Annotated in this window: 18 protein-coding genes and 1 tRNA gene; 17 read left to right on the forward strand and 2 right to left on the reverse strand. The window is 31.0% G+C overall.

Features of this window, described 5'->3' with window-relative positions; translation table 11 throughout:
• Positions 1–191 precede the first annotated feature (191 nt).
• The 15 genes from ACU4C5_RS06940 (at position 192) to ACU4C5_RS07010 (ending at position 14616) form a co-directional block, all read left to right on the forward strand.
• Positions 192–1397, forward strand: coding sequence for a DUF6252 domain-containing protein (locus ACU4C5_RS06940; RefSeq protein WP_446846343.1), 1206 nt, complete (start codon positions 192–194; stop codon positions 1395–1397).
• A 172-nt stretch (positions 1398–1569) separates the two neighbouring features.
• A complete protein-coding gene (gene dnaE / locus ACU4C5_RS06945) occupies positions 1570–5955 on the forward strand; it encodes a DNA polymerase III subunit alpha (RefSeq protein WP_446846344.1) in 4386 nt (1461 codons plus the stop codon).
• Between the two features lie 168 nt (positions 5956–6123).
• The gene (gene trxA / locus ACU4C5_RS06950) at positions 6124–6441 is read left to right on the forward strand and encodes a thioredoxin (protein WP_446846345.1); all 318 of its coding nucleotides are present in this window, start codon (positions 6124–6126) and stop codon (positions 6439–6441) included.
• A 123-nt stretch (positions 6442–6564) separates the two neighbouring features.
• Positions 6565–7107 carry a ClpP family protease gene (locus ACU4C5_RS06955; protein ID WP_446846346.1) on the forward strand — a complete coding sequence of 181 codons (543 nt, stop codon included), beginning with the start codon at positions 6565–6567 and terminating at the stop codon, positions 7105–7107.
• A 9-nt stretch (positions 7108–7116) separates the two neighbouring features.
• Complete coding sequence (locus tag ACU4C5_RS06960; protein WP_446846347.1) at positions 7117–8046, forward strand: DUF58 domain-containing protein; 930 nt, start codon at positions 7117–7119, stop codon at positions 8044–8046.
• An 81-nt stretch (positions 8047–8127) separates the two neighbouring features.
• Positions 8128–8201, forward strand: a tRNA-Asp gene (locus ACU4C5_RS06965).
• Positions 8202–9090: 889 nt separating this feature from the next.
• Positions 9091–10101: a LacI family DNA-binding transcriptional regulator gene (locus ACU4C5_RS06970; protein ID WP_446846348.1), complete on the forward strand. Its 1011-nt coding sequence runs from the start codon at positions 9091–9093 to the stop codon at positions 10099–10101.
• A gap of 341 nt (positions 10102–10442) precedes the next feature.
• Complete coding sequence (locus ACU4C5_RS06975) at positions 10443–10616, forward strand: hypothetical protein (protein WP_446846349.1); 174 nt, start codon at positions 10443–10445, stop codon at positions 10614–10616.
• Positions 10617–10667: 51 nt separating this feature from the next.
• Complete coding sequence (locus ACU4C5_RS06980; RefSeq protein WP_446846349.1) at positions 10668–10841, forward strand: hypothetical protein; 174 nt, start codon at positions 10668–10670, stop codon at positions 10839–10841.
• A 51-nt stretch (positions 10842–10892) separates the two neighbouring features.
• Positions 10893–11066 carry a hypothetical protein gene (locus ACU4C5_RS06985; RefSeq protein WP_446846349.1) on the forward strand — a complete coding sequence of 58 codons (174 nt, stop codon included), beginning with the start codon at positions 10893–10895 and terminating at the stop codon, positions 11064–11066.
• A 51-nt stretch (positions 11067–11117) separates the two neighbouring features.
• Complete coding sequence (locus ACU4C5_RS06990; protein ID WP_446846349.1) at positions 11118–11291, forward strand: hypothetical protein; 174 nt, start codon at positions 11118–11120, stop codon at positions 11289–11291.
• Positions 11292–11342: 51 nt separating this feature from the next.
• Positions 11343–11516 carry a hypothetical protein gene (locus tag ACU4C5_RS06995; RefSeq protein ID WP_446846349.1) on the forward strand — a complete coding sequence of 58 codons (174 nt, stop codon included), beginning with the start codon at positions 11343–11345 and terminating at the stop codon, positions 11514–11516.
• 51 nt (positions 11517–11567) lie between these two features.
• Positions 11568–11741 (forward strand): hypothetical protein, encoded by a 174-nt coding sequence (locus ACU4C5_RS07000; protein ID WP_446846349.1) that lies wholly within the window; start codon positions 11568–11570, stop codon positions 11739–11741.
• Between the two features lie 199 nt (positions 11742–11940).
• Positions 11941–13917: an ATP-binding protein gene (locus tag ACU4C5_RS07005; RefSeq protein WP_446846350.1), complete on the forward strand. Its 1977-nt coding sequence runs from the start codon at positions 11941–11943 to the stop codon at positions 13915–13917.
• Positions 13918–13947: 30 nt separating this feature from the next.
• Positions 13948–14616: a response regulator gene (locus tag ACU4C5_RS07010; protein WP_446846351.1), complete on the forward strand. Its 669-nt coding sequence runs from the start codon at positions 13948–13950 to the stop codon at positions 14614–14616.
• A 266-nt stretch (positions 14617–14882) separates the two neighbouring features.
• On the opposite strand, the gene ACU4C5_RS07015 is transcribed toward ACU4C5_RS07010, so the two are convergent.
• Positions 14883–15380, reverse strand: a complete 498-nt coding sequence (locus tag ACU4C5_RS07015) for a DUF456 domain-containing protein (protein WP_446846352.1) — start codon at positions 15378–15380, stop codon at positions 14883–14885.
• Positions 15381–15545: 165 nt separating this feature from the next.
• Here ACU4C5_RS07015 and ACU4C5_RS07020 point away from each other — a divergent pair, with 165 nt between their 5' ends.
• Positions 15546–16679, forward strand: a complete 1134-nt coding sequence (locus ACU4C5_RS07020; protein ID WP_446846353.1) for a tetratricopeptide repeat protein — start codon at positions 15546–15548, stop codon at positions 16677–16679.
• Positions 16680–16720: 41 nt separating this feature from the next.
• Positions 16721–17197 carry a hypothetical protein gene (locus ACU4C5_RS07025; protein WP_446846354.1) on the forward strand — a complete coding sequence of 159 codons (477 nt, stop codon included), beginning with the start codon at positions 16721–16723 and terminating at the stop codon, positions 17195–17197.
• A gap of 21 nt (positions 17198–17218) precedes the next feature.
• Here the strand turns inward: ACU4C5_RS07025 and ACU4C5_RS07030 are convergent, their stop codons facing one another.
• Positions 17219–18094, reverse strand: coding sequence for a hypothetical protein (locus tag ACU4C5_RS07030; protein WP_446846355.1), 876 nt, complete (start codon positions 18092–18094; stop codon positions 17219–17221).
• Between the last annotated feature and the right edge of the window lie 8 nt (positions 18095–18102).

Below are 18102 nucleotides of genomic sequence, written 5' to 3' on the forward strand. Positions count from 1 at the left end.
ATTAATTTGTAAGGTTCGCGACCTCTATTATTAATAAGGTGCAAAGATACTATATTTATTTAATATCGAAACATTTAAATTGAAATTAAGTATTATTGATTTTTTATTATACTTTTGAGATTCTAAAATCGTTATTAATACCTAAATTTACTTAAAGATATCTTTTTTTAAGCCGAAAAACCATAAGATAAATGAAAAAAATCGCTCTATTTTTAATAACTATTGTTACTCTCGTAAGTTGTGGTGACGATGTTCAATTTAATTCTCCAGCATTTCAAGGAAATAAGGATTACGTACTTTGGCAAGCTGAGTTTTATAATGCTAGTATTGAAGCTAACGGCTATTTAACTATTACTGCCGGAAATAATATTGAAACAGTAGTGTTAACTATTCCATCTGTAGCGATTGGAACTTATACTTTAGGTGATGTTGCTTCAATGCAAGCCAAATTTATTGATGTTAATGGCGTTGAATATAGCACAGCTAATTCTCCAGATGCAAGTGTATCTGTATATCCAGAGTATGGCGAAATATCTTTAGATGAAATAGGTAATAATACATTTACAGGAACATTTCATTTCTTAGCTTTTGATGCTTCAGGATTAAATTCAGTAGGTTTTAACGAAGGTGTGTTTTTTAAAGTACCTTTACTTTCAGGGAGCATTCCTGCAGTAGTTTATACTTGTGATAATGCAGAAGCAGATGTTGAAACAGCACGTTTAGCTTATGAAGCGACTTTTGATTCAAGTTTGGAATATATCTCAGCATCTACTTATATAGATGCTTGTGAATTATACCGTGAAGCTTTAGAAAATCAAAAAGAATATTGTGGAGATGTAAGTGGCGAAATTCAACAAGCAATTAACGGTTTAAATGAGTGTGTATTTCCTTGTGATTTAGCATCTCAAAATCGTAATACTGCTCAAGCAAATTATGATGCGTCTACATTAGGAACACATATTGTAGCTTGTCAAAACTATCAGTTTTATTTAGAAGAACAAATTACATATTGTGGTGATGCTACCGGAGCAATTCAAGCTGTTATTGATACTTTAAACTGTGAAGATTCTGATGCAGATGGTGTGCCAGATGTATATGAAGACTTTAATGATGATGGTGATTTAACTAATGATGATGTTGATGGTGACGGAATCGCTAATTATTTGGATGCAGATGATGATGGAGATGGCGTACTAACTATATATGAAGCACAAGATGGAGATGGAAATCCTATAGATACAGACGGAGACGGAATGGTTGATTATTTAGATAGCGATGATGATGGCGATTTAATATTAACAATTAATGAAGATGCAGATCCAAATAACGACGGTAATCCTGCAGATGCAGTAGATACTGATGCAGATGGAATTCCTGATTATTTAGATAATATATAAGTTTAAAGATATAACTATATAGAAAAAAGCGACCTAAGGGTCGCTTTTTTTTGTGTAAATATTTTTAAGTTCCTTTTTATTAAGTCTCCTTTTTTTTATCGTATTTTTATACACTTACTTTTTAAAGCACTTCTGCTTTGTAAAATACTTAATTTAAAGGGATTATAAAAATATGTATTTAATTTTTGATACCGAAACTACCGGGTTACCTAAGCGTTGGGACGCACCAATTACAGATACAGATAATTGGCCTCGTTGTATACAGATTGCATGGCAATTACATGACGAGATGGGTAACTGTATAGAAAGTGAAGATTATTTGGTGCAACCAGATGGTTTTAATATTCCGTATGATGCCGAAAAAATTCACGGTATTTCTACAGAACTTGCCAAAGAACAAGGTATCCCTTTAGCCGATGTTTTACAGAAATTTAATACCGCTTTAGGTAAGACGAAGTTTGTGGTTGGACAGAATGTAAAATTCGACCTTAATATTATGGGTGCTGAATTTGTAAGAGGTGAACTAGAAAATCAATTACAAGACTTACCAGTTTTAGATACATGTACCGAACATACGGCATCTTTATGTAAGATAGCCGGTGGACGTTACGGGAAATTTAAATTACCAACATTAACAGAATTACACGAATTTTTATTTCACAAACCATTTTCTGAAGCTCATAATGCAACTGCCGATGTTGAGGCAACAACACGTTGCTTTTTTGAATTGATAAGACGCGAAGAATATACGCTTGAACAACTAGATGTTTCTGAAGATTATTTTCAAAATTTTACTAAAGAAAATCCAAGTGAAATTCAACTTATAGGGTTAAAACATATTAATCTTAAAAGAGAAAGTGAAAAAATAAATAAACGCATACAGAAAGCTAAATCTAGCGGAATTTCTGAAGCAGAAATCAAAGAAAATCTCTCTGAATTAGAATCTGCCGAGTTTTCTCATCTTCATAATCATTCGCAGTTTTCGGTATTACAATCTACCATTAGTATTCCTAAATTAGTAGCTGCTGCTGCAGAGCATAATATGCCAGCTGTAGCTTTAACAGATCACGCAAATATGATGGGGGCTTTTCATTTTGTGAAAGCAGTAAGTAATCATAATAAAGGTGTTGAAGCTAAAAATAAAGAAGCTGAAGAACGTGGCGAAATTCCGAAGTTAAAAACCATAAAACCTATTATAGGATGTGAGTTTTTTGTGTGTGAAAACCATGCCGATAAATCGAGAAAAGACAATGGGTATCAAATTGTTTTACTCGCAAAAAATAAAAAAGGATATCATAATCTAGCAAAATTATCATCACATGCTTTTGTGGATGGATTTTACTATTTGCCAAGAATTGATAAGAAGTTAATTCAGCAATATAAAGAAGATTTAATCTGCCTAACAGGAAATCTTTATGGAGAAGTACCAAGTAAGGTTTTAAATGTTGGTGAAAATCAAGCTGAAGAAGCCTTGTTATGGTGGAAAGAAGAGTTTGGAGATGATTTGTATATTGAGTTAATGCGTCATAATCAGGAAGATGAAAACAGAGTTAATCCTGTATTAATCAATTTTTCTAAAAAGCATGATATTAAACTTATTGCTTCAAATAATACATACTATTGTAAGCAAACCGATGCAAATGCACATGATATTTTATTGTGTGTAAAAGATGGTGAAAAACAATCTACACCAATAGGACGCGGACGTGGATACCGGTATGGTTTACCAAACCAAGAGTATTATTTTAAGTCATCAAAAGAGATGAAAGTCCTTTTTAAAGATGTTCCAGACGCAATTACAAATGTACAGGAAGTTGTTGATAAGGTTGAACCCTTTGTTTTAGCGCGTGATGTGTTATTACCTGCTTTTGATATTCCTGAGCAGTTTATGCATGAAGAAGATCAGGTTGATAAAGGGAAACGAGGTGAAAATGCTTTCTTACGTCATTTAACTTATGTAGGAGCAAAAAAACGTTACGGGGAAGAACTCTCGGAAGAGGTTGTGGAACGTTTAGATTTTGAATTAAGCGTTATTGAAAAAACCGGATATCCAGGGTATTTCTTAATTGTAGAAGATTTTATTAGAGAAGCTAGAAAAATGGATGTTTCGGTTGGTCCTGGTCGTGGATCGGCTGCAGGATCTGTAGTTGCGTATTGTTTATGGATTACAAATATTGATCCTATGAAATACGACTTACTTTTTGAGCGTTTTCTAAATCCCGATCGTGTAAGTATGCCCGATATTGATATTGATTTTGATGATGAAGGGAGAAGTCGAGTAATGGATTATGTAATTAATAAATATGGTGCTAATCAAGTGGCGCAAATTATTACTTATGGTACCATGGCTGCAAAATCTTCTATTAGAGATACGGCTCGTGTACTAGATTTACCTTTATTTGATGCCGATAGAATTGCGAAGTTAATTCCTAATATGTCTAAACTGAATAAGATTTTTGGTTTAAGTGAAAAGGAATTAAGTAGCAAGTTTAGAGCTGAAGACTTAGAAAAAGTAAACGAACTTATTGGAATTTCTGAAGGAAATGGATTGGATGCCGAAACGGTTAATCTTGCCCGAACTTTAGAAGGATCTGTTCGTAATACAGGAATTCACGCTTGTGGGGTGATTATTACACCCGATGATATTACCAAATTCGTTCCGGTGTCTGTAGCAAAAGATTCCGATCTATATGTGACCCAATTTGATAACTCGGTTGTTGAGGATGCAGGATTACTGAAAATGGATTTCTTAGGGTTAAAAACACTAACCTTAATTAAGGATACTGTAAAAATTGTAAAAGCAAAACATGATATTGTTCTCGATCCAGAGACCTTTCCGCTAGATGATGAAGAAACTTATGCGTTATTCCAGAGAGGAGAAACAGTTGGAGTTTTTCAATATGAATCTCCCGGAATGCAAAAACACCTTAGGGATTTAAAACCTACGGTATTTGAGGATTTAATTGCTATGAATGCCTTGTATCGTCCGGGACCAATGGAGTATATTCCAAGTTTCGTAAAACGTAAACACGGAGACGAAGAAATTGAGTACGATTTACCAGCAATGGAAGAGTACTTAAAAGAAACCTATGGAATTACAGTATACCAAGAGCAAGTAATGCTATTGTCTCAAAGTCTTGCCGATTTTACAAAAGGTGAAGCCGATGTATTACGTAAGGCGATGGGGAAAAAGCAAATTGCAGTTCTTGATAAAATGAAACCTAAATTTATTGAACAGGCAAGTGCAAAAGGACATGATGCTAAAATTTTAGAGAAGGTTTGGAAAGATTGGGAAGCCTTTGCAAGTTATGCCTTTAATAAATCTCACTCTACGTGTTACGCGTGGATTGCTTACCAAACAGCATATTTAAAAGCGCATTATCCTGCCGAATATATGGCGGCGGTACTGTCTAATAATATGAATGATATTAAACAGGTTACATTTTTTATGGAAGAATGTAAGCGAATGAAACTTAATGTGCTTGGACCAGATATTAACGAGAGCTATTATAAGTTTTCGGTAAATCAAGACAATGCGGTTCGTTTTGGAATGGGGGCCATAAAAGGTGTTGGTCATGGTGCGGTAATGACAATTGTTAATAATAGAGAAGACGGACCCTATAAGTCTATTTTTGATTTTGCAAAACGTATAGATTTACGTGCAGCCAACAAAAAAGCTTTTGAAAACTTAGCATTAGCAGGAGGTTTTGATCGCTTTATAGATACACATCGTGCGCAATATTTTCATGATGATGGCGATGGTATTACGTTTTTAGAAAAAGCAATAAAATACGCTCATAAGCATAAAGAAAACGAAAACTCAGCTCAAGTAAGTTTATTTGGTGCGGCTAGTGATGTGCAAATACCAGAACCAGAAGTGCCGCCTTGTGAAGAGTGGGGAACTATGGAAAAACTAGCTAGAGAGAAAGAGGTTGTAGGAATTTATATTTCGGGACATCCTTTAGATGATTTTAAAATAGAAATGAAGAACTTTTGTAATGCTAATTTATCACTGTTAGTGGATTTGGCAACTTATGTAAATCGCGAATTAACTTTTGGTTGTGTGGTTACCGATGTGCAGCATCGTGTAAGTAAACAAGGAAAAGGTTGGGCAATGTTTACGGTTGATGATTATCATGATAGTTATGAATTTAGAATTTTTGGAGAAGAATATTTAAAATTCAGACATTTCTTAGTTCCAAACTCTTTTGTGCATATTAAACTTTTTATTAGAGAAGGGTGGGTAAATAAAGATACAGGTAAAAAGAGTGATCCTAGAATTCAGTTTAATAGTTTTCAATTGCTACACGATATTATGGAAACTTATGCACGAAAATTATCTATTCAATTAGATTTAGCAGGATTAGAGCCTTATCAGATAGATGTTTTAGATGAATTGACACAAATTCATTCTGGAGATCAAATTCTTAGCTTTTTGGTTTATGATTTAGAAGAAAAGATTAAATTAAACATGGTAAGTCGAAAAAAGAAAATTAAAATATCACAAGAACTTTTAGAGGCTTTAGATGCAAATAACTTGAAATATAAGTTGAATTAAAAGATTTAAGTACTTAAAAATTCAATGTCAAAATAAAAAAAAGGAGTTATTAATACCTTAAAACAATACCATTATATAAAAAACAAATTGTTGAGGTGTAAGCTTTCGAGATTTTTTTGACTAATTTTGTAACAATAACGAAGTAGAACACATTAAAAAATAAATATTATGGCATTAGAAATAACAGATGCGAATTTTGAAGAAACTGTATTAAAAAGTGATAAGCCAGTAATGGTTGATTTCTGGGCAGCTTGGTGTGGACCATGTAGAATGGTTGGACCAATCATTGATGAAATTAGTACTGAATACGAAGGTAAAGCCGTTGTAGGTAAAGTAGATGTTGATGCTAATCAAGAATTTGCAGCAAAATACAGTGTTCGTAATATTCCAACAGTATTAATATTTCACAACGGAGAAGTTGTTGGAAGACAAGTTGGTGTAGCTCAAAAAAGTGCATACGTAGAAGCTATTGATACGCTTTTATAAAAATACTTTCTAAAAGAAATGATAAAGGTTTGCTATTACAGCAAACCTTTTTTTATTTTAGAGGAAACTTTTTAAAAATTAAAAAAAACGACTTATTATAGCGTTTTTAAATTACATACATATATGAGCAAAATATTAAAAACTCAAGATTTAATAGATAGTACATTATTAAACGAGCGTAAAGTGTTTTTATGGGGACAAGTTGATGATGAATCAGCAAAACACGTTATTGATAGATTATTATACTTAGATGCTTTAGAAACTAAAGACATTCATTTATATATAAACAGTCCGGGTGGTTATGTAACTTCTGGTTTTGCAATGTATGATTGTATTAAGTCACTTAATAGTGATGTTTCTACAATTTGTACAGGATTAGCAGCTTCAATGGGATCAATCTTATTATCTGTTGGAACTAAAGGAAAACGTTTTATCCAGCCGCATGCACGTGTTATGATTCACCAACCTAGTGGAGGCGCAAGAGGACAAGCAAGTGATATTCAAATTACGGCTCAAGAAATTTTGAAAACAAAAGAGTTAAGTGCTAGAATATTAGCAGATAACTGTGGACAAGATTATGATAAAGTAATGAAAGATTTTAATCGTGACCATTGGATGGGAGCAGAAGAATCTGTAGCATACGGTATTGCTGATGCCATAATTTAATTTATTTAAATGAATTTACAACAGGAACTCAACAAAACAGGCGGATTCAAAAATCTAGAACTTCTTGCAAAACAAGTGGTAGAAGGATTTATTGCAGGAATGCATAAGAGTCCGTTTCATGGGTTTTCTGCAGAATTTGCCGAACACAAAATTTACAACCAAGGTGAAAGTACCAAACATATAGATTGGAAGCTTTTTGCAAAAACCGATAAGTTGTACACCAAGCGCTATGATGAAGAAACCAATCTGCGCTGTCATTTAATTGTAGATAATAGCAGCTCTATGCATTATCCTCAAATAAAAGATCTCTCATTAAACAAGCTTAATAAGATTGCTTTTTCGGCATTAGCATCGGCATCAATAATGCATATATTAAAAAAACAGCGTGATGCTGTTGGATTAAGTATATATAGTGATGCTTATGATTACTATTCACCAGAGAAAGGGAGCGAGCGTCATCATCAAATGTTATTACATCAATTAAGTGATACTATAATAAGGAGACCTCTTAATAAGCAAACCGAAACCTATACCTATTTACATCAAATTGCCGAAAAGATACACAGACGTTCTTTAGTGTTTTTATTTACCGATATGTTTCAAACCGAAACTGATGATGTAAAATTGTTTGATGCCTTACGTCATTTAAAACATAATAAACATGAAGTGGTATTATTTCATGTTGTAGATAAGGATAAAGAGTTGGGGTTTAATTTTGATAATACACCTAAACGGTTTGTAGATGTTGAAACAAATGAGACTATAGATTTGTATCCGGATGCAATTCAAGAAACATATTCGGCAGCTGTGAAAAAATATTTTAAATATTTAAAATTAAAATGTGTGCAGTATCAAATAAAATATGTGGAATGTGATATAAATTTAAATTTCGATAAAGTACTGGAAACGTATATGATAGAAAGAAATCGATTTAAATAATGAAAAAAAAACAAAAAAAGTTTGCAAAAAGTTTTGGATAACCGAAAAAGGTTCTTATATTTGCACTCGCAATAACGCAACGGTCTGGTAGTTCAGTTGGTTAGAATACCTGCCTGTCACGCAGGGGGTCGCGGGTTCGAGTCCCGTCCAGACCGCTAAAATTGCGAAAAGCTTCTCTTAGGAGAAGCTTTTTTTGGCAATAAAAATTAGTTGTGTTGTTTGATAGATGTTAAAGTCTATCAATGGTTTAAGTAGTTAAACCGATGGAAAGCTTTCCTTTTTTCTATATAGAAGATTGGGATGCTTTTTTGTTTTAGGCCATTTCTTAGGTGTTTAAATCTTCATAAGTCGTACGATATTATAATTTCATCTTAAAAGTTGTGTTTTTTTATATCGAATTAAAATATTAGATATAATCTATTTTTATTGTTTCATTTTATAACAGTAATAATTGAGTTGAACTTTTAATAATATTAATAGGAAAGACGATAATGTAAATGTGTAAAGCATTATAAAACGTTATGATAATATGTCTTCCATATGAAGTGTAGAATTGAATTATTACTTTATGTGCTTTAGTTTTGGGATGTAGGTGATTAATGTAGCTGGTAAATTTATTATGCATATGACTTTTGATCATGGCATAACTCATTTTGATTTAGCAAACAATTATGGTCCATCTCGTGGATTTGTTGAGATGGCTTTAGGAAATTGATGACAGAAATTTTAAAAGCTTACAGAGGCGAGCTTGTTGTGTTTGTAAAACCGGGATGTGATACTTAAGATGGTTCTTATAAAGAACGTGAGTTTAAAACGGATATGATACATTTATGTAGATGTCTTTAAAAAGTACTACAGACGGGGTTTAAATATGCTCTTAGAAGAAGCTATGTAGCTTTAGGAAGTGAAAATTTTTCGACTTCTGAGTTAATAGCTGTTTTATCTATTTTAAAATAGAGAAGGTTAATTTTTTGTAAGTTAATTTTTAGATAAAAAACGGATTAAAATTCGATATTGAATTAAAAGATTTAGTAATTTTATAGTATGGGGACAAAAATGACACTTAAAGGATTAGCAAAACTTCTTAATGTATCGATTTCTACGGTATCAAAAGCATTAAATGATAATCCTGAAATTAGTTTGGAAACACGAACTCGCGTTAAGGAATTAGCTGAGTCGTATAAATATGTCCCTAATAATGTTGCTCAAAATTTAAAATCTAAATCAACAAAAACTATAGGTGTTATTATTCCTGCGATTTTATTGGAGTTTTTCAGTAAAGCCTTATACGGTATAGAGCGTGAGGCGTCAAAACGTGGTTATAAAATTATTATATGCTTATCTAACGAACTTCAGAAAAAAGAAAGTGAGAGTATTGATACTTTTATAAATGGAAGTGTTGATGGTATTATTTTGTCTGTTGCAGAAGAAACTCAAAAAATTAAAGATTACTCACATTTTCATAAAAGCATGAATTATGAATTACCAATGGTAATGTTTGATCGTGTTGTAGATGAGGTGAATTGTGATAAAGTTACTGTAGATGATTTGGAGGGCGCGTATAAAGCGACTAAATTCTTATCTGATATAAGTAGTGAAAACATTCTGTTTATTAACCCGATATCTGATATTAGCGTTGGACAGTATCGAGAAGATGGTTATACAAAAGCGATTCATGAATTAGGGTTAAAACCTTTAATTATTAATGTTGAAAATTACACGAGTATTGAGAAATTACTTACAGAGCATTTAAAATCTGAAAAAGTAGATGCTATTTTAGCTGCTGATGAATATTCGGCTGTTTTAGCTATTAATATTGCCCGATTAAATGGATATGATGTACCTAATGATATTTCGGTTATTGGTTTTACTAATGGGTTAATGTCAGAACATTCAATACCATCGTTAACTGTGGTAAGTCAACATGCTGAAAACATTGGGAAATTAGCTGTAAGGACGCTTTTAGAAAAACTTGAAGGTGTTACTAAAACGCCAATCCATAAGGTGGTTGAAACCACTATTATTGAACGAAATTCTACTAGAAAAATCGTTTAAAAAATCTTATTTTATTATTTGTATTAGGTGTTATTTAAACACCCTATTGTTGTTGCCTTTTTGTTAAGAAAGTGCAGTTCAACGAATATGTTTTCTTATTTCATAAAAAATGCTATAAATTTACAGTAGTATTTAAGTCCCTTATAATCTTTAAAATAGCAATTGATTAGCAGCATTTTTGTTCAATATTTTCATGTATTGTTTCATCTAACTTCACGATTTTGTATGTATAAGTTTTTATGCATACGTTGGTTTTTTATGGATTTTAGTTACACTAAAAAGGGCTTATATATTTAAAAAAAATATAAAATTTATAACCATTTAAACTAAATCCCCCTTTTATGAAAACTTTAAAAATCACCTCATTATTAGTAGCCGTATTATTCTTAACACTTTCAGGTCAATCAAGCGATACATTGAAAAAAGAAGACGTAAATACTTACAAGAAAAGCGAAACAAAATTTGATGCATTAGCACATTCAAAAAAATACTTACAGTTACCAACTAACGGATAATCTTTCGTAAAACTAATAGCAAAATACCTTATAATCTCTAAAAACATCCTTATGAAAACTTTAAAAATCACCTCATTATTAGTAGCCGTATTATTCTTAACGCTTTCAGGTCAATCAAGCGATACATTGAAAAAAGAAGACGTAAATACTTACAAGAAAAGCGAAACAAAATTTGATGCATTAGCACATTCAAAAAAATACTTACAGTTACCAACTAACGGATAATCTTTCGTAAAACTAATAGCAAAATACCTTATAATCTCTAAAAACATCCTTATGAAAACTTTAAAAATCACCTCATTATTAGTAGCCGTATTATTCTTAACGCTTTCAGGTCAATCAAGCGATACATTGAAAAAAGAAGACGTAAATACTTACAAGAAAAGCGAAACAAAATTTGATGCATTAGCACATTCAAAAAAATACTTACAGTTACCAACTAACGGATAATCTTTCGTAAAACTAATAGCAAAATACCTTATAATCTCTAAAAACATCCTTATGAAAACTTTAAAAATCACCTCATTATTAGTAGCCGTATTATTCTTAACGCTTTCAGGTCAATCAAGCGATACATTGAAAAAAGAAGACGTAAATACTTACAAGAAAAGCGAAACAAAATTTGATGCATTAGCACATTCAAAAAAATACTTACAGTTACCAACTAACGGATAATCTTTCGTAAAACTAATAGCAAAATACCTTATAATCTCTAAAAACATCCTTATGAAAACTTTAAAAATCACCTCATTATTAGTAGCCGTATTATTCTTAACGCTTTCAGGTCAATCAAGCGATACATTGAAAAAAGAAGACGTAAATACTTACAAGAAAAGCGAAACAAAATTTGATGCATTAGCACATTCAAAAAAATACTTACAGTTACCAACTAACGGATAATCTTTCGTAAAACTAATAGCAAAATACCTTATAATCTCTAAAAACATCCTTATGAAAACTTTAAAAATCACCTCATTATTAGTAGCCGTATTATTCTTAACACTTTCAGGTCAATCAAGCGACACGTTGAAAAAAGAAGACGTAAATACTTACAAGAAAAGCGAAACAAAATTTGATGCATTAGCACATTCAAAAAAATACTTACAGTTACCAACTAACGGATAATCAATAGCTATAAAATATTTGTATTTTCTTACAGAAGAAACTTTGTAATTATTGCACTGGATATGTTTTTTTAAAACGATAATAAACCGTTTGCTTTAAATAATTTATTCTAAATTTGGAATAAACCATAATAAACCAAGTGCTATTGTTACGCTTCTTTATTTTTATATCCTTACTCGTATTGAGTAACAGCTCTGTTATGTCTCAGAATATCATAAATTCTCAAGAATTTAAAGATATTAAAAGGTTAAGATCCTTATCTGAAAGTAATGAGTTATCGATGGATAAACGCCTTGAAAACGCCTTAGAAGCAGTTAAGTTATCTGAGGAAATTGCTGTAGATACCGTTTTAATAAATTCTAATAGAGCATTATCAACGGTGTATTTATATAGAGGAGATTACGTTAAATTTAGAGATGTAAATTTTAAAAACTTAGATTTAGCGGTACAAGCTAAAGACTCTTTGGTGATAGGGATTGTTAATCTTAATTTGGGATGGTTTCATCATTATACGATGGTACAAAATGATAGCGCTTATGCGTATTACTCGGAGGCAGCTAAAATTTATGATAAGATAGGCGCAAATGATAGGCAGTTTATGGTATTGTCTTATATGGCTGATATTCAAGAAACTGAAAAAGATTATTTAGGAGCTGAAGCCAATGCTATAAAAGCGATTAAAATTTTAAATGATCTCCCAAAAACAGAAGATAATTTACTGTCTTCTTGGGTGCTGTATAATCTTTTAGGGATTATTAATTTGAAGTTAGAAATGTATGACGAATCGCTTGCTTATCATGAAAAAGCATATGAAATAGCTAAACGAAAAGAGGTGAGTTTAATGCAAGAAATGACCTCTCTTAATAATATGGCTTTTGCGTATAGAAAACTTCATGATTATGAAAAAGCATTAAGTTTATATACGAATGTTTTGGATTATAAAGACCGCTATAATGATACAGATCCTACATTTTACCCTTTAGTTTTAGAAAACTTTGCCTTTACTAAATTTGAAGCCAATCACCAAGATATTATTAATATTGAAAACATGCTTAAAGATGCTTACCAGATAAGTGATTCTTTAAGTGATCCAACTACACAACTCGCGGTAAGTATTGATTTAGCTAAGTTTTATTTAAAGAATACGCAAAAAGACTCTGCGTTAGTTTATGCTGTAAAATCTTATAATTTGGCTAATGAGATTAGCTCGTATGATATTTTGCTAGAATCAATGCAATTATTATCTGAAATTAAAAAAGGTGATCAAGGAAAAAAATACCTTAACGAATACATTGCGCTTAGTGATAGTTTATTAAATAATGAACGAAACGTTAGAAATAAGTTTGCCAGAATTGAGTTTGAAACCGATTTACTTACCGAAGAAAATGAACGTATTTCAAGAGAGCGTTTATGGTTGTCATTCACAACAGTTGCCTTGTTAATTACTCTGTTGTTATTGTATATTGTGATTACGCAACGTGCCAAAAACAAAGAACTAGTGTTTTTGAAAAACCAACAAGAAGCTAACGAAGAAATATATAACCTCATGTTATCGCAACAAGAGAAATTAGATGAAGTGCGTCACTCTGAAAAGAAACGTATTTCTCAAGAATTACATGACGGAATTTTAGGGCGACTTTTTGGTACACGCTTAAGTTTAGATAGTTTAAATTTTAACGAAGGAATGGATGCTGTTAAAAAAAGAGCCAATTACCTGGTTGAACTAAAAACAATAGAGGAGGAGATAAGACGTATTTCTCACGATTTAAATAACGATTTTGTATCTGGATCTAGTTTTATGGATATTTTAAGTGAACTTATTGATAAGCAATCAATCGCATATAAATTGAAATATAAGTTTAATTACACTGATAATATAGACTGGGAAATAGTATCTAATAAAATTAAAATTAGTCTATATCGTATTGTGCAAGAATCGCTTCAAAATATATATAAACATGCTGAAGCTAAAGATATTAATATTAGTATTCAACTTGAAAAATCAGTAATTTTAATGATAATTTCCGACAATGGAAAAGGATTTGATCTTACAAAAAGCAAAAAAGGTATTGGATTAAAAAACATAACCTCTCGTGTTAATCAAATTAATGGTAGTGTTGATTTTTCTTCCGAAGAAAATAAGGGCACAACGATTACTATTAAAGCACCATATTAATCAAAAGAATCAAAAAAAAACGATGCAGTTATGCAAGAGATTAAAATATTAATGGTTGATGATCATCCAATGATTATTGAAGGCTATCAAAACACATTAATGGCCACAAAAAATGAAGACCAAGTTTTATTAATAGACACCGCAGGTAACTGTGATGTTGCTAATGATTTACTTCAAAAAGCAGCCAAAAATAAACCTTATGATATCTGTTTTTTCGATATTAGTTTACCTAGTTCTAGCGATGGACAAATTACATCAGGTGAGGATTTAGCTAAAATCACAAGAGATATAATGCCCGAGACAAAAATCATTATTCTTACTATGTTTAATGAGTCGTTTCGTATTTATAATATTATAAAAGAAGTGAGTCCAGATGGTTTTTTAATAAAAAGTGACCTTACATCAATGGAGCTTGCTGAGGCATTTCAGCATATATTAAAATCACCTCCATATTATAGTAGTACTGTAAATGAGTATTTAAAAAAGACCATTACTAGCGAGGTGTATATTGATGATATAAATAGAAAAATTCTTCATTTATTATCAAAAGGAATTAAAACGCGAAGTTTAAGGGAGCATATAGATTTGTCTATGAGTGCCATTGAAAAACGAAAAAAGCAGATGAAATTATTGTTTTCAATTACGGACGGAAAGGATGAATCTTTGCTAGACGAGGCAAGAAAAAAAGGGTTTTTATAAAATAATATGTTAAAATTAGCTATTTGTGTGTTTTTGTAATGGTCTTTGAAGTGCCGTAAATACTAGAAAGTACGGTTTTTCCGCATCAAGTTTACGGTTTTTCCGCATCTAAAAGTTATTTATGTTAATTATCTTTGGCGCAGTCAGCAACGATTAATTTTTTTATAATCCCTCAAAAAATAATTAGTTGAGTTAATAGCAAAGAAAAAAACCTAACATCTTTATAGTTGTTAGGTTTTATCTATTTATAACAGTTTGTAATTTTATTAAAATATAAGATGTACATGCTCGTAAACTTTTGTTATAAAAAGTCCTAAAAATATAATTGAAACAATAAATTTCATAAATGTTGAAGCTATAAAACCTAAAAAGGACCCAAAAGCAGCTTTCAACGCATTATTAAAATCACTTTTATTTAATAACTCTCCAATAAGTGCTCCTGCAAATGGGCCAATTATAATGCCAAACGGAATAGGAGCGATAATCCCTACAATTAAACCTATTGTTGTTCCAATCATACCAGCTTTACTACCGCCAAAACGTTTTGTTCCCATGGCTGGAATAATGTAGTCTAAAATCCATATTCCTAAAGCGACAATAAATGTGATAATTAAAAACGTATAGTTAATAGGAATTGCTTTTATAAGATAGAATACTAAAAAACCAATCCAACCTGTTAATGGTCCTGGAAGTACGGGTAAAAAACTACCAATAACACCCAAAAGTATAAGTATACTTGCTAAGATGAGTAAAAAAATATCCATATATAATTGTTGTTTAGGTTCTTATATAAGACGTTCTAAAATGTTTTTTGTTACATTTCTATAAGCGCCTATTAAAATTACTAATCCAATAAAAAGAATAAGCTTAGAGATTATATAATTTGGTTTTATTAATTTAGTAAAAGAATAATTAGAAACAAAACCCATATGCGTTACCTGATTTTTATAATTTTAATATGTTTTTCAGTAAAAACCAATGCTCAAATAGCAGTTTTAAATTATGCAGATAGCTTATATACCTCAGGAAATTATAGCAAAGCTATTACAAGCTATAAAAGTTTAAATAATACCAATATGGTGTTATCTAAAATAGCAAAAGCGTATTATGCTTTAGGGAATTATGATGAAGCACTAAATTTTTACGCGAAAAGTATTGCTGTATATCCAGATGATGCATTGCTAAAATACGACTATGCCAAACTATTATACAAAACCAAAAAATATGAGGCGGCAGCCGAAAAATTTAATGATTTGGTATATATAGATTATAAAAACCCTAATTATCATTACGAATTGGGCTTGTCTTTAGAAGCGTTAAAAGATTCTTCAGCTTTTAATCGTTTTAAATCTGCTTATGATTTAGATAAAACACACCAAAAAGCAATTTATAAAATGGCGCGATTTTACGTTAAAAAACGAAAGTATGATTCGGCCGAAAGTTATATCAATATTGGCTTGGAGAGTTATAAAAACAATGTTGCGCTTATAAGTTTGAAAGCTCAAAATTTTTATAATCAACATGATTATAAATCGGCTATAATTTGGTTTGAAAAATTAATAAACCTTGGTGAAGTATCTGAGTTTATTCACGAGAAATTGAGTTTGTCTTATGCACAGCAATCCGATTATGAAAATGCTATTATTCAACGTAAATTAGCTTTAAAATACGACCCTCATAATGCTAGAGCGCTGTATGTTTTAGGAACTTATTATGAGAAATTAAATGATTTTAAAACTGCCGAAACTTATATAAAAAAATATTTAGCTTTAAGCGACAGACCGCTTGATGTTGAGTATGCCATGTTGGGAGCTATTTATAACCGACAAGAAAAATACAAAGAGGCAATTTCTTGTTTTAAAATTGCGGTAAAAGAAAATCCTGAAAATGATAGTGCTGCTTTTTTTGAAATAGCATCAAAAGATAGATATTACAAAGACATAGATACTAAAATAAAGTTATATAAAAACTTCAAAATAAAGTATCCAAAGAGCTTTTATATCTTGGTTGCAGATCAGCGTTTAGCCGAATTAAAGGAAGAAAAGTTTATGAATGCAGATTAAATTCTAAAAAAATTGTACATTTCCGTTTCAGTAGTATATAAATGAAGCGCTTATCACTTGTTTTTTGTGTTGTAATAATGACGTCTTGTAATTATTTTGAGAATAAGAAAATTACCACTCAGGAAATTCTTAACGACGAATTACAAACGTTCAATTGGAACGATGTTGATGAATATCCAACATTTGCTTCCTGTGATACGACGTCGGGTAAAGTGAACAAAAAAATATGTTTTGAAAGCACTTTGCGTTCTATCTTAAATTCAAAACTCTCCAATCAACATATTATTGTTACCGAAGATATTAACGATACTATAAAAATGAAAATCACCATTAGTAAAACCGGTGTATTTACTGTTGATGCTATTGAAATAAAAGAATTAACTCAGCAACAAATTCCGCAACTAGATAGTTTATTATTGCATAGTTTTGATTCGTTACCAAAAATTTATCCAGCTATAAAACGCAGTCAGCAAGTGGCAACTCAGTTTAACTTTCCTGTAGTTGTAAATATTAATTAGCAGATAATTAATCGCTATTTTTTATAAAACAAATTTATATCCAAGAGTAATATTTGTAGGGAAATTCCCTTCATTATCTAGTATTAAACCAAATAATTCGTTGTAACCAATAGTAATGTAACTCTGTGATGATATTTTAATATCTGCTCCAATTCCAAAAGATAGCGGTACATCAAAAGACGTTTCACTTATATCTTCGCTAATAATTGTAGTGTTATCTTCAGCAAAATAATTGGTAGTTACATTTGTAATATTTAAAGCTGCAAATTTCATGTTTGCGTATATATTAAAGGTTTCTGCTTTAATAAATCTAAAACGATATCCTAAAGCAATTTCAGTTGTAGAATAGTCAAAATCATCAGCTTCCAAAACATGTTTTGCTTGTAAAAATATAGCATGTCTTGATAAGTTATTGGTTTCAATAAACTCAAATTCAGCACCAAATTGAGGTGCAATTACATTATTAGGATTACCCACAAACGGGCTGTTAGTAGCACCTCCAAAAAGACCTAAGCGTAATTCCATTTTTGCACGTTTTACAGAAGACGTATAATCAGAGTCAGATAAAACATTGTAATCATCAATAAAATTACGCAAATTAAATAAGGTTAAGTTTACTTTTTCAGCAGATGTATTTGTGAGTGATGTTAGTAAAGTAATGTATTCCTTTTGATATTTTTTCGCTTTATTTTTGGTGTTTACCAACTCGGTAATTGTACCTTCTTTTGTTCTTACAAAATAGCGATATTCACCATCAATAATTCCCCAAAGTAAATCTAGGTCGCCTTCAATATCTATTTTCAGATCAAGTGTTTCCCCTTCAATTGTATATGATTCTTGAGCATTTACTATAGTATAACTAAGTAGAAGGCATAAAATTAAAGCAAATTTTTTCATAGGACTAC

This window comes from Lacinutrix undariae (genome assembly GCF_052934785.1).

Coding starts and splice junctions, on each gene's coding strand:
- ACU4C5_RS06940 (WP_446846343.1), top strand. CDS start 192: ATGAAAAAAATCGCTCTATTTTTAATAACTATTGTTACTCTCGTAAGT.
- dnaE (WP_446846344.1), top strand. CDS start 1,570: ATGTATTTAATTTTTGATACCGAAACTACCGGGTTACCTAAGCGTTGG.
- trxA (WP_446846345.1), top strand. CDS start 6,124: ATGGCATTAGAAATAACAGATGCGAATTTTGAAGAAACTGTATTAAAA.
- ACU4C5_RS06955 (WP_446846346.1), top strand. CDS start 6,565: ATGAGCAAAATATTAAAAACTCAAGATTTAATAGATAGTACATTATTA.
- ACU4C5_RS06960 (WP_446846347.1), top strand. CDS start 7,117: ATGAATTTACAACAGGAACTCAACAAAACAGGCGGATTCAAAAATCTA.
- ACU4C5_RS06970 (WP_446846348.1), top strand. CDS start 9,091: ATGGGGACAAAAATGACACTTAAAGGATTAGCAAAACTTCTTAATGTA.
- ACU4C5_RS06975 (WP_446846349.1), top strand. CDS start 10,443: ATGAAAACTTTAAAAATCACCTCATTATTAGTAGCCGTATTATTCTTA.
- ACU4C5_RS06980 (WP_446846349.1), top strand. CDS start 10,668: ATGAAAACTTTAAAAATCACCTCATTATTAGTAGCCGTATTATTCTTA.
- ACU4C5_RS06985 (WP_446846349.1), top strand. CDS start 10,893: ATGAAAACTTTAAAAATCACCTCATTATTAGTAGCCGTATTATTCTTA.
- ACU4C5_RS06990 (WP_446846349.1), top strand. CDS start 11,118: ATGAAAACTTTAAAAATCACCTCATTATTAGTAGCCGTATTATTCTTA.
- ACU4C5_RS06995 (WP_446846349.1), top strand. CDS start 11,343: ATGAAAACTTTAAAAATCACCTCATTATTAGTAGCCGTATTATTCTTA.
- ACU4C5_RS07000 (WP_446846349.1), top strand. CDS start 11,568: ATGAAAACTTTAAAAATCACCTCATTATTAGTAGCCGTATTATTCTTA.
- ACU4C5_RS07005 (WP_446846350.1), top strand. CDS start 11,941: ATGTCTCAGAATATCATAAATTCTCAAGAATTTAAAGATATTAAAAGG.
- ACU4C5_RS07010 (WP_446846351.1), top strand. CDS start 13,948: ATGCAAGAGATTAAAATATTAATGGTTGATGATCATCCAATGATTATT.
- ACU4C5_RS07015 (WP_446846352.1), bottom strand. CDS start 15,380: ATGGATATTTTTTTACTCATCTTAGCAAGTATACTTATACTTTTGGGT.
- ACU4C5_RS07020 (WP_446846353.1), top strand. CDS start 15,546: ATGCGTTACCTGATTTTTATAATTTTAATATGTTTTTCAGTAAAAACC.
- ACU4C5_RS07025 (WP_446846354.1), top strand. CDS start 16,721: ATGAAGCGCTTATCACTTGTTTTTTGTGTTGTAATAATGACGTCTTGT.
- ACU4C5_RS07030 (WP_446846355.1), bottom strand. CDS start 18,094: ATGAAAAAATTTGCTTTAATTTTATGCCTTCTACTTAGTTATACTATA.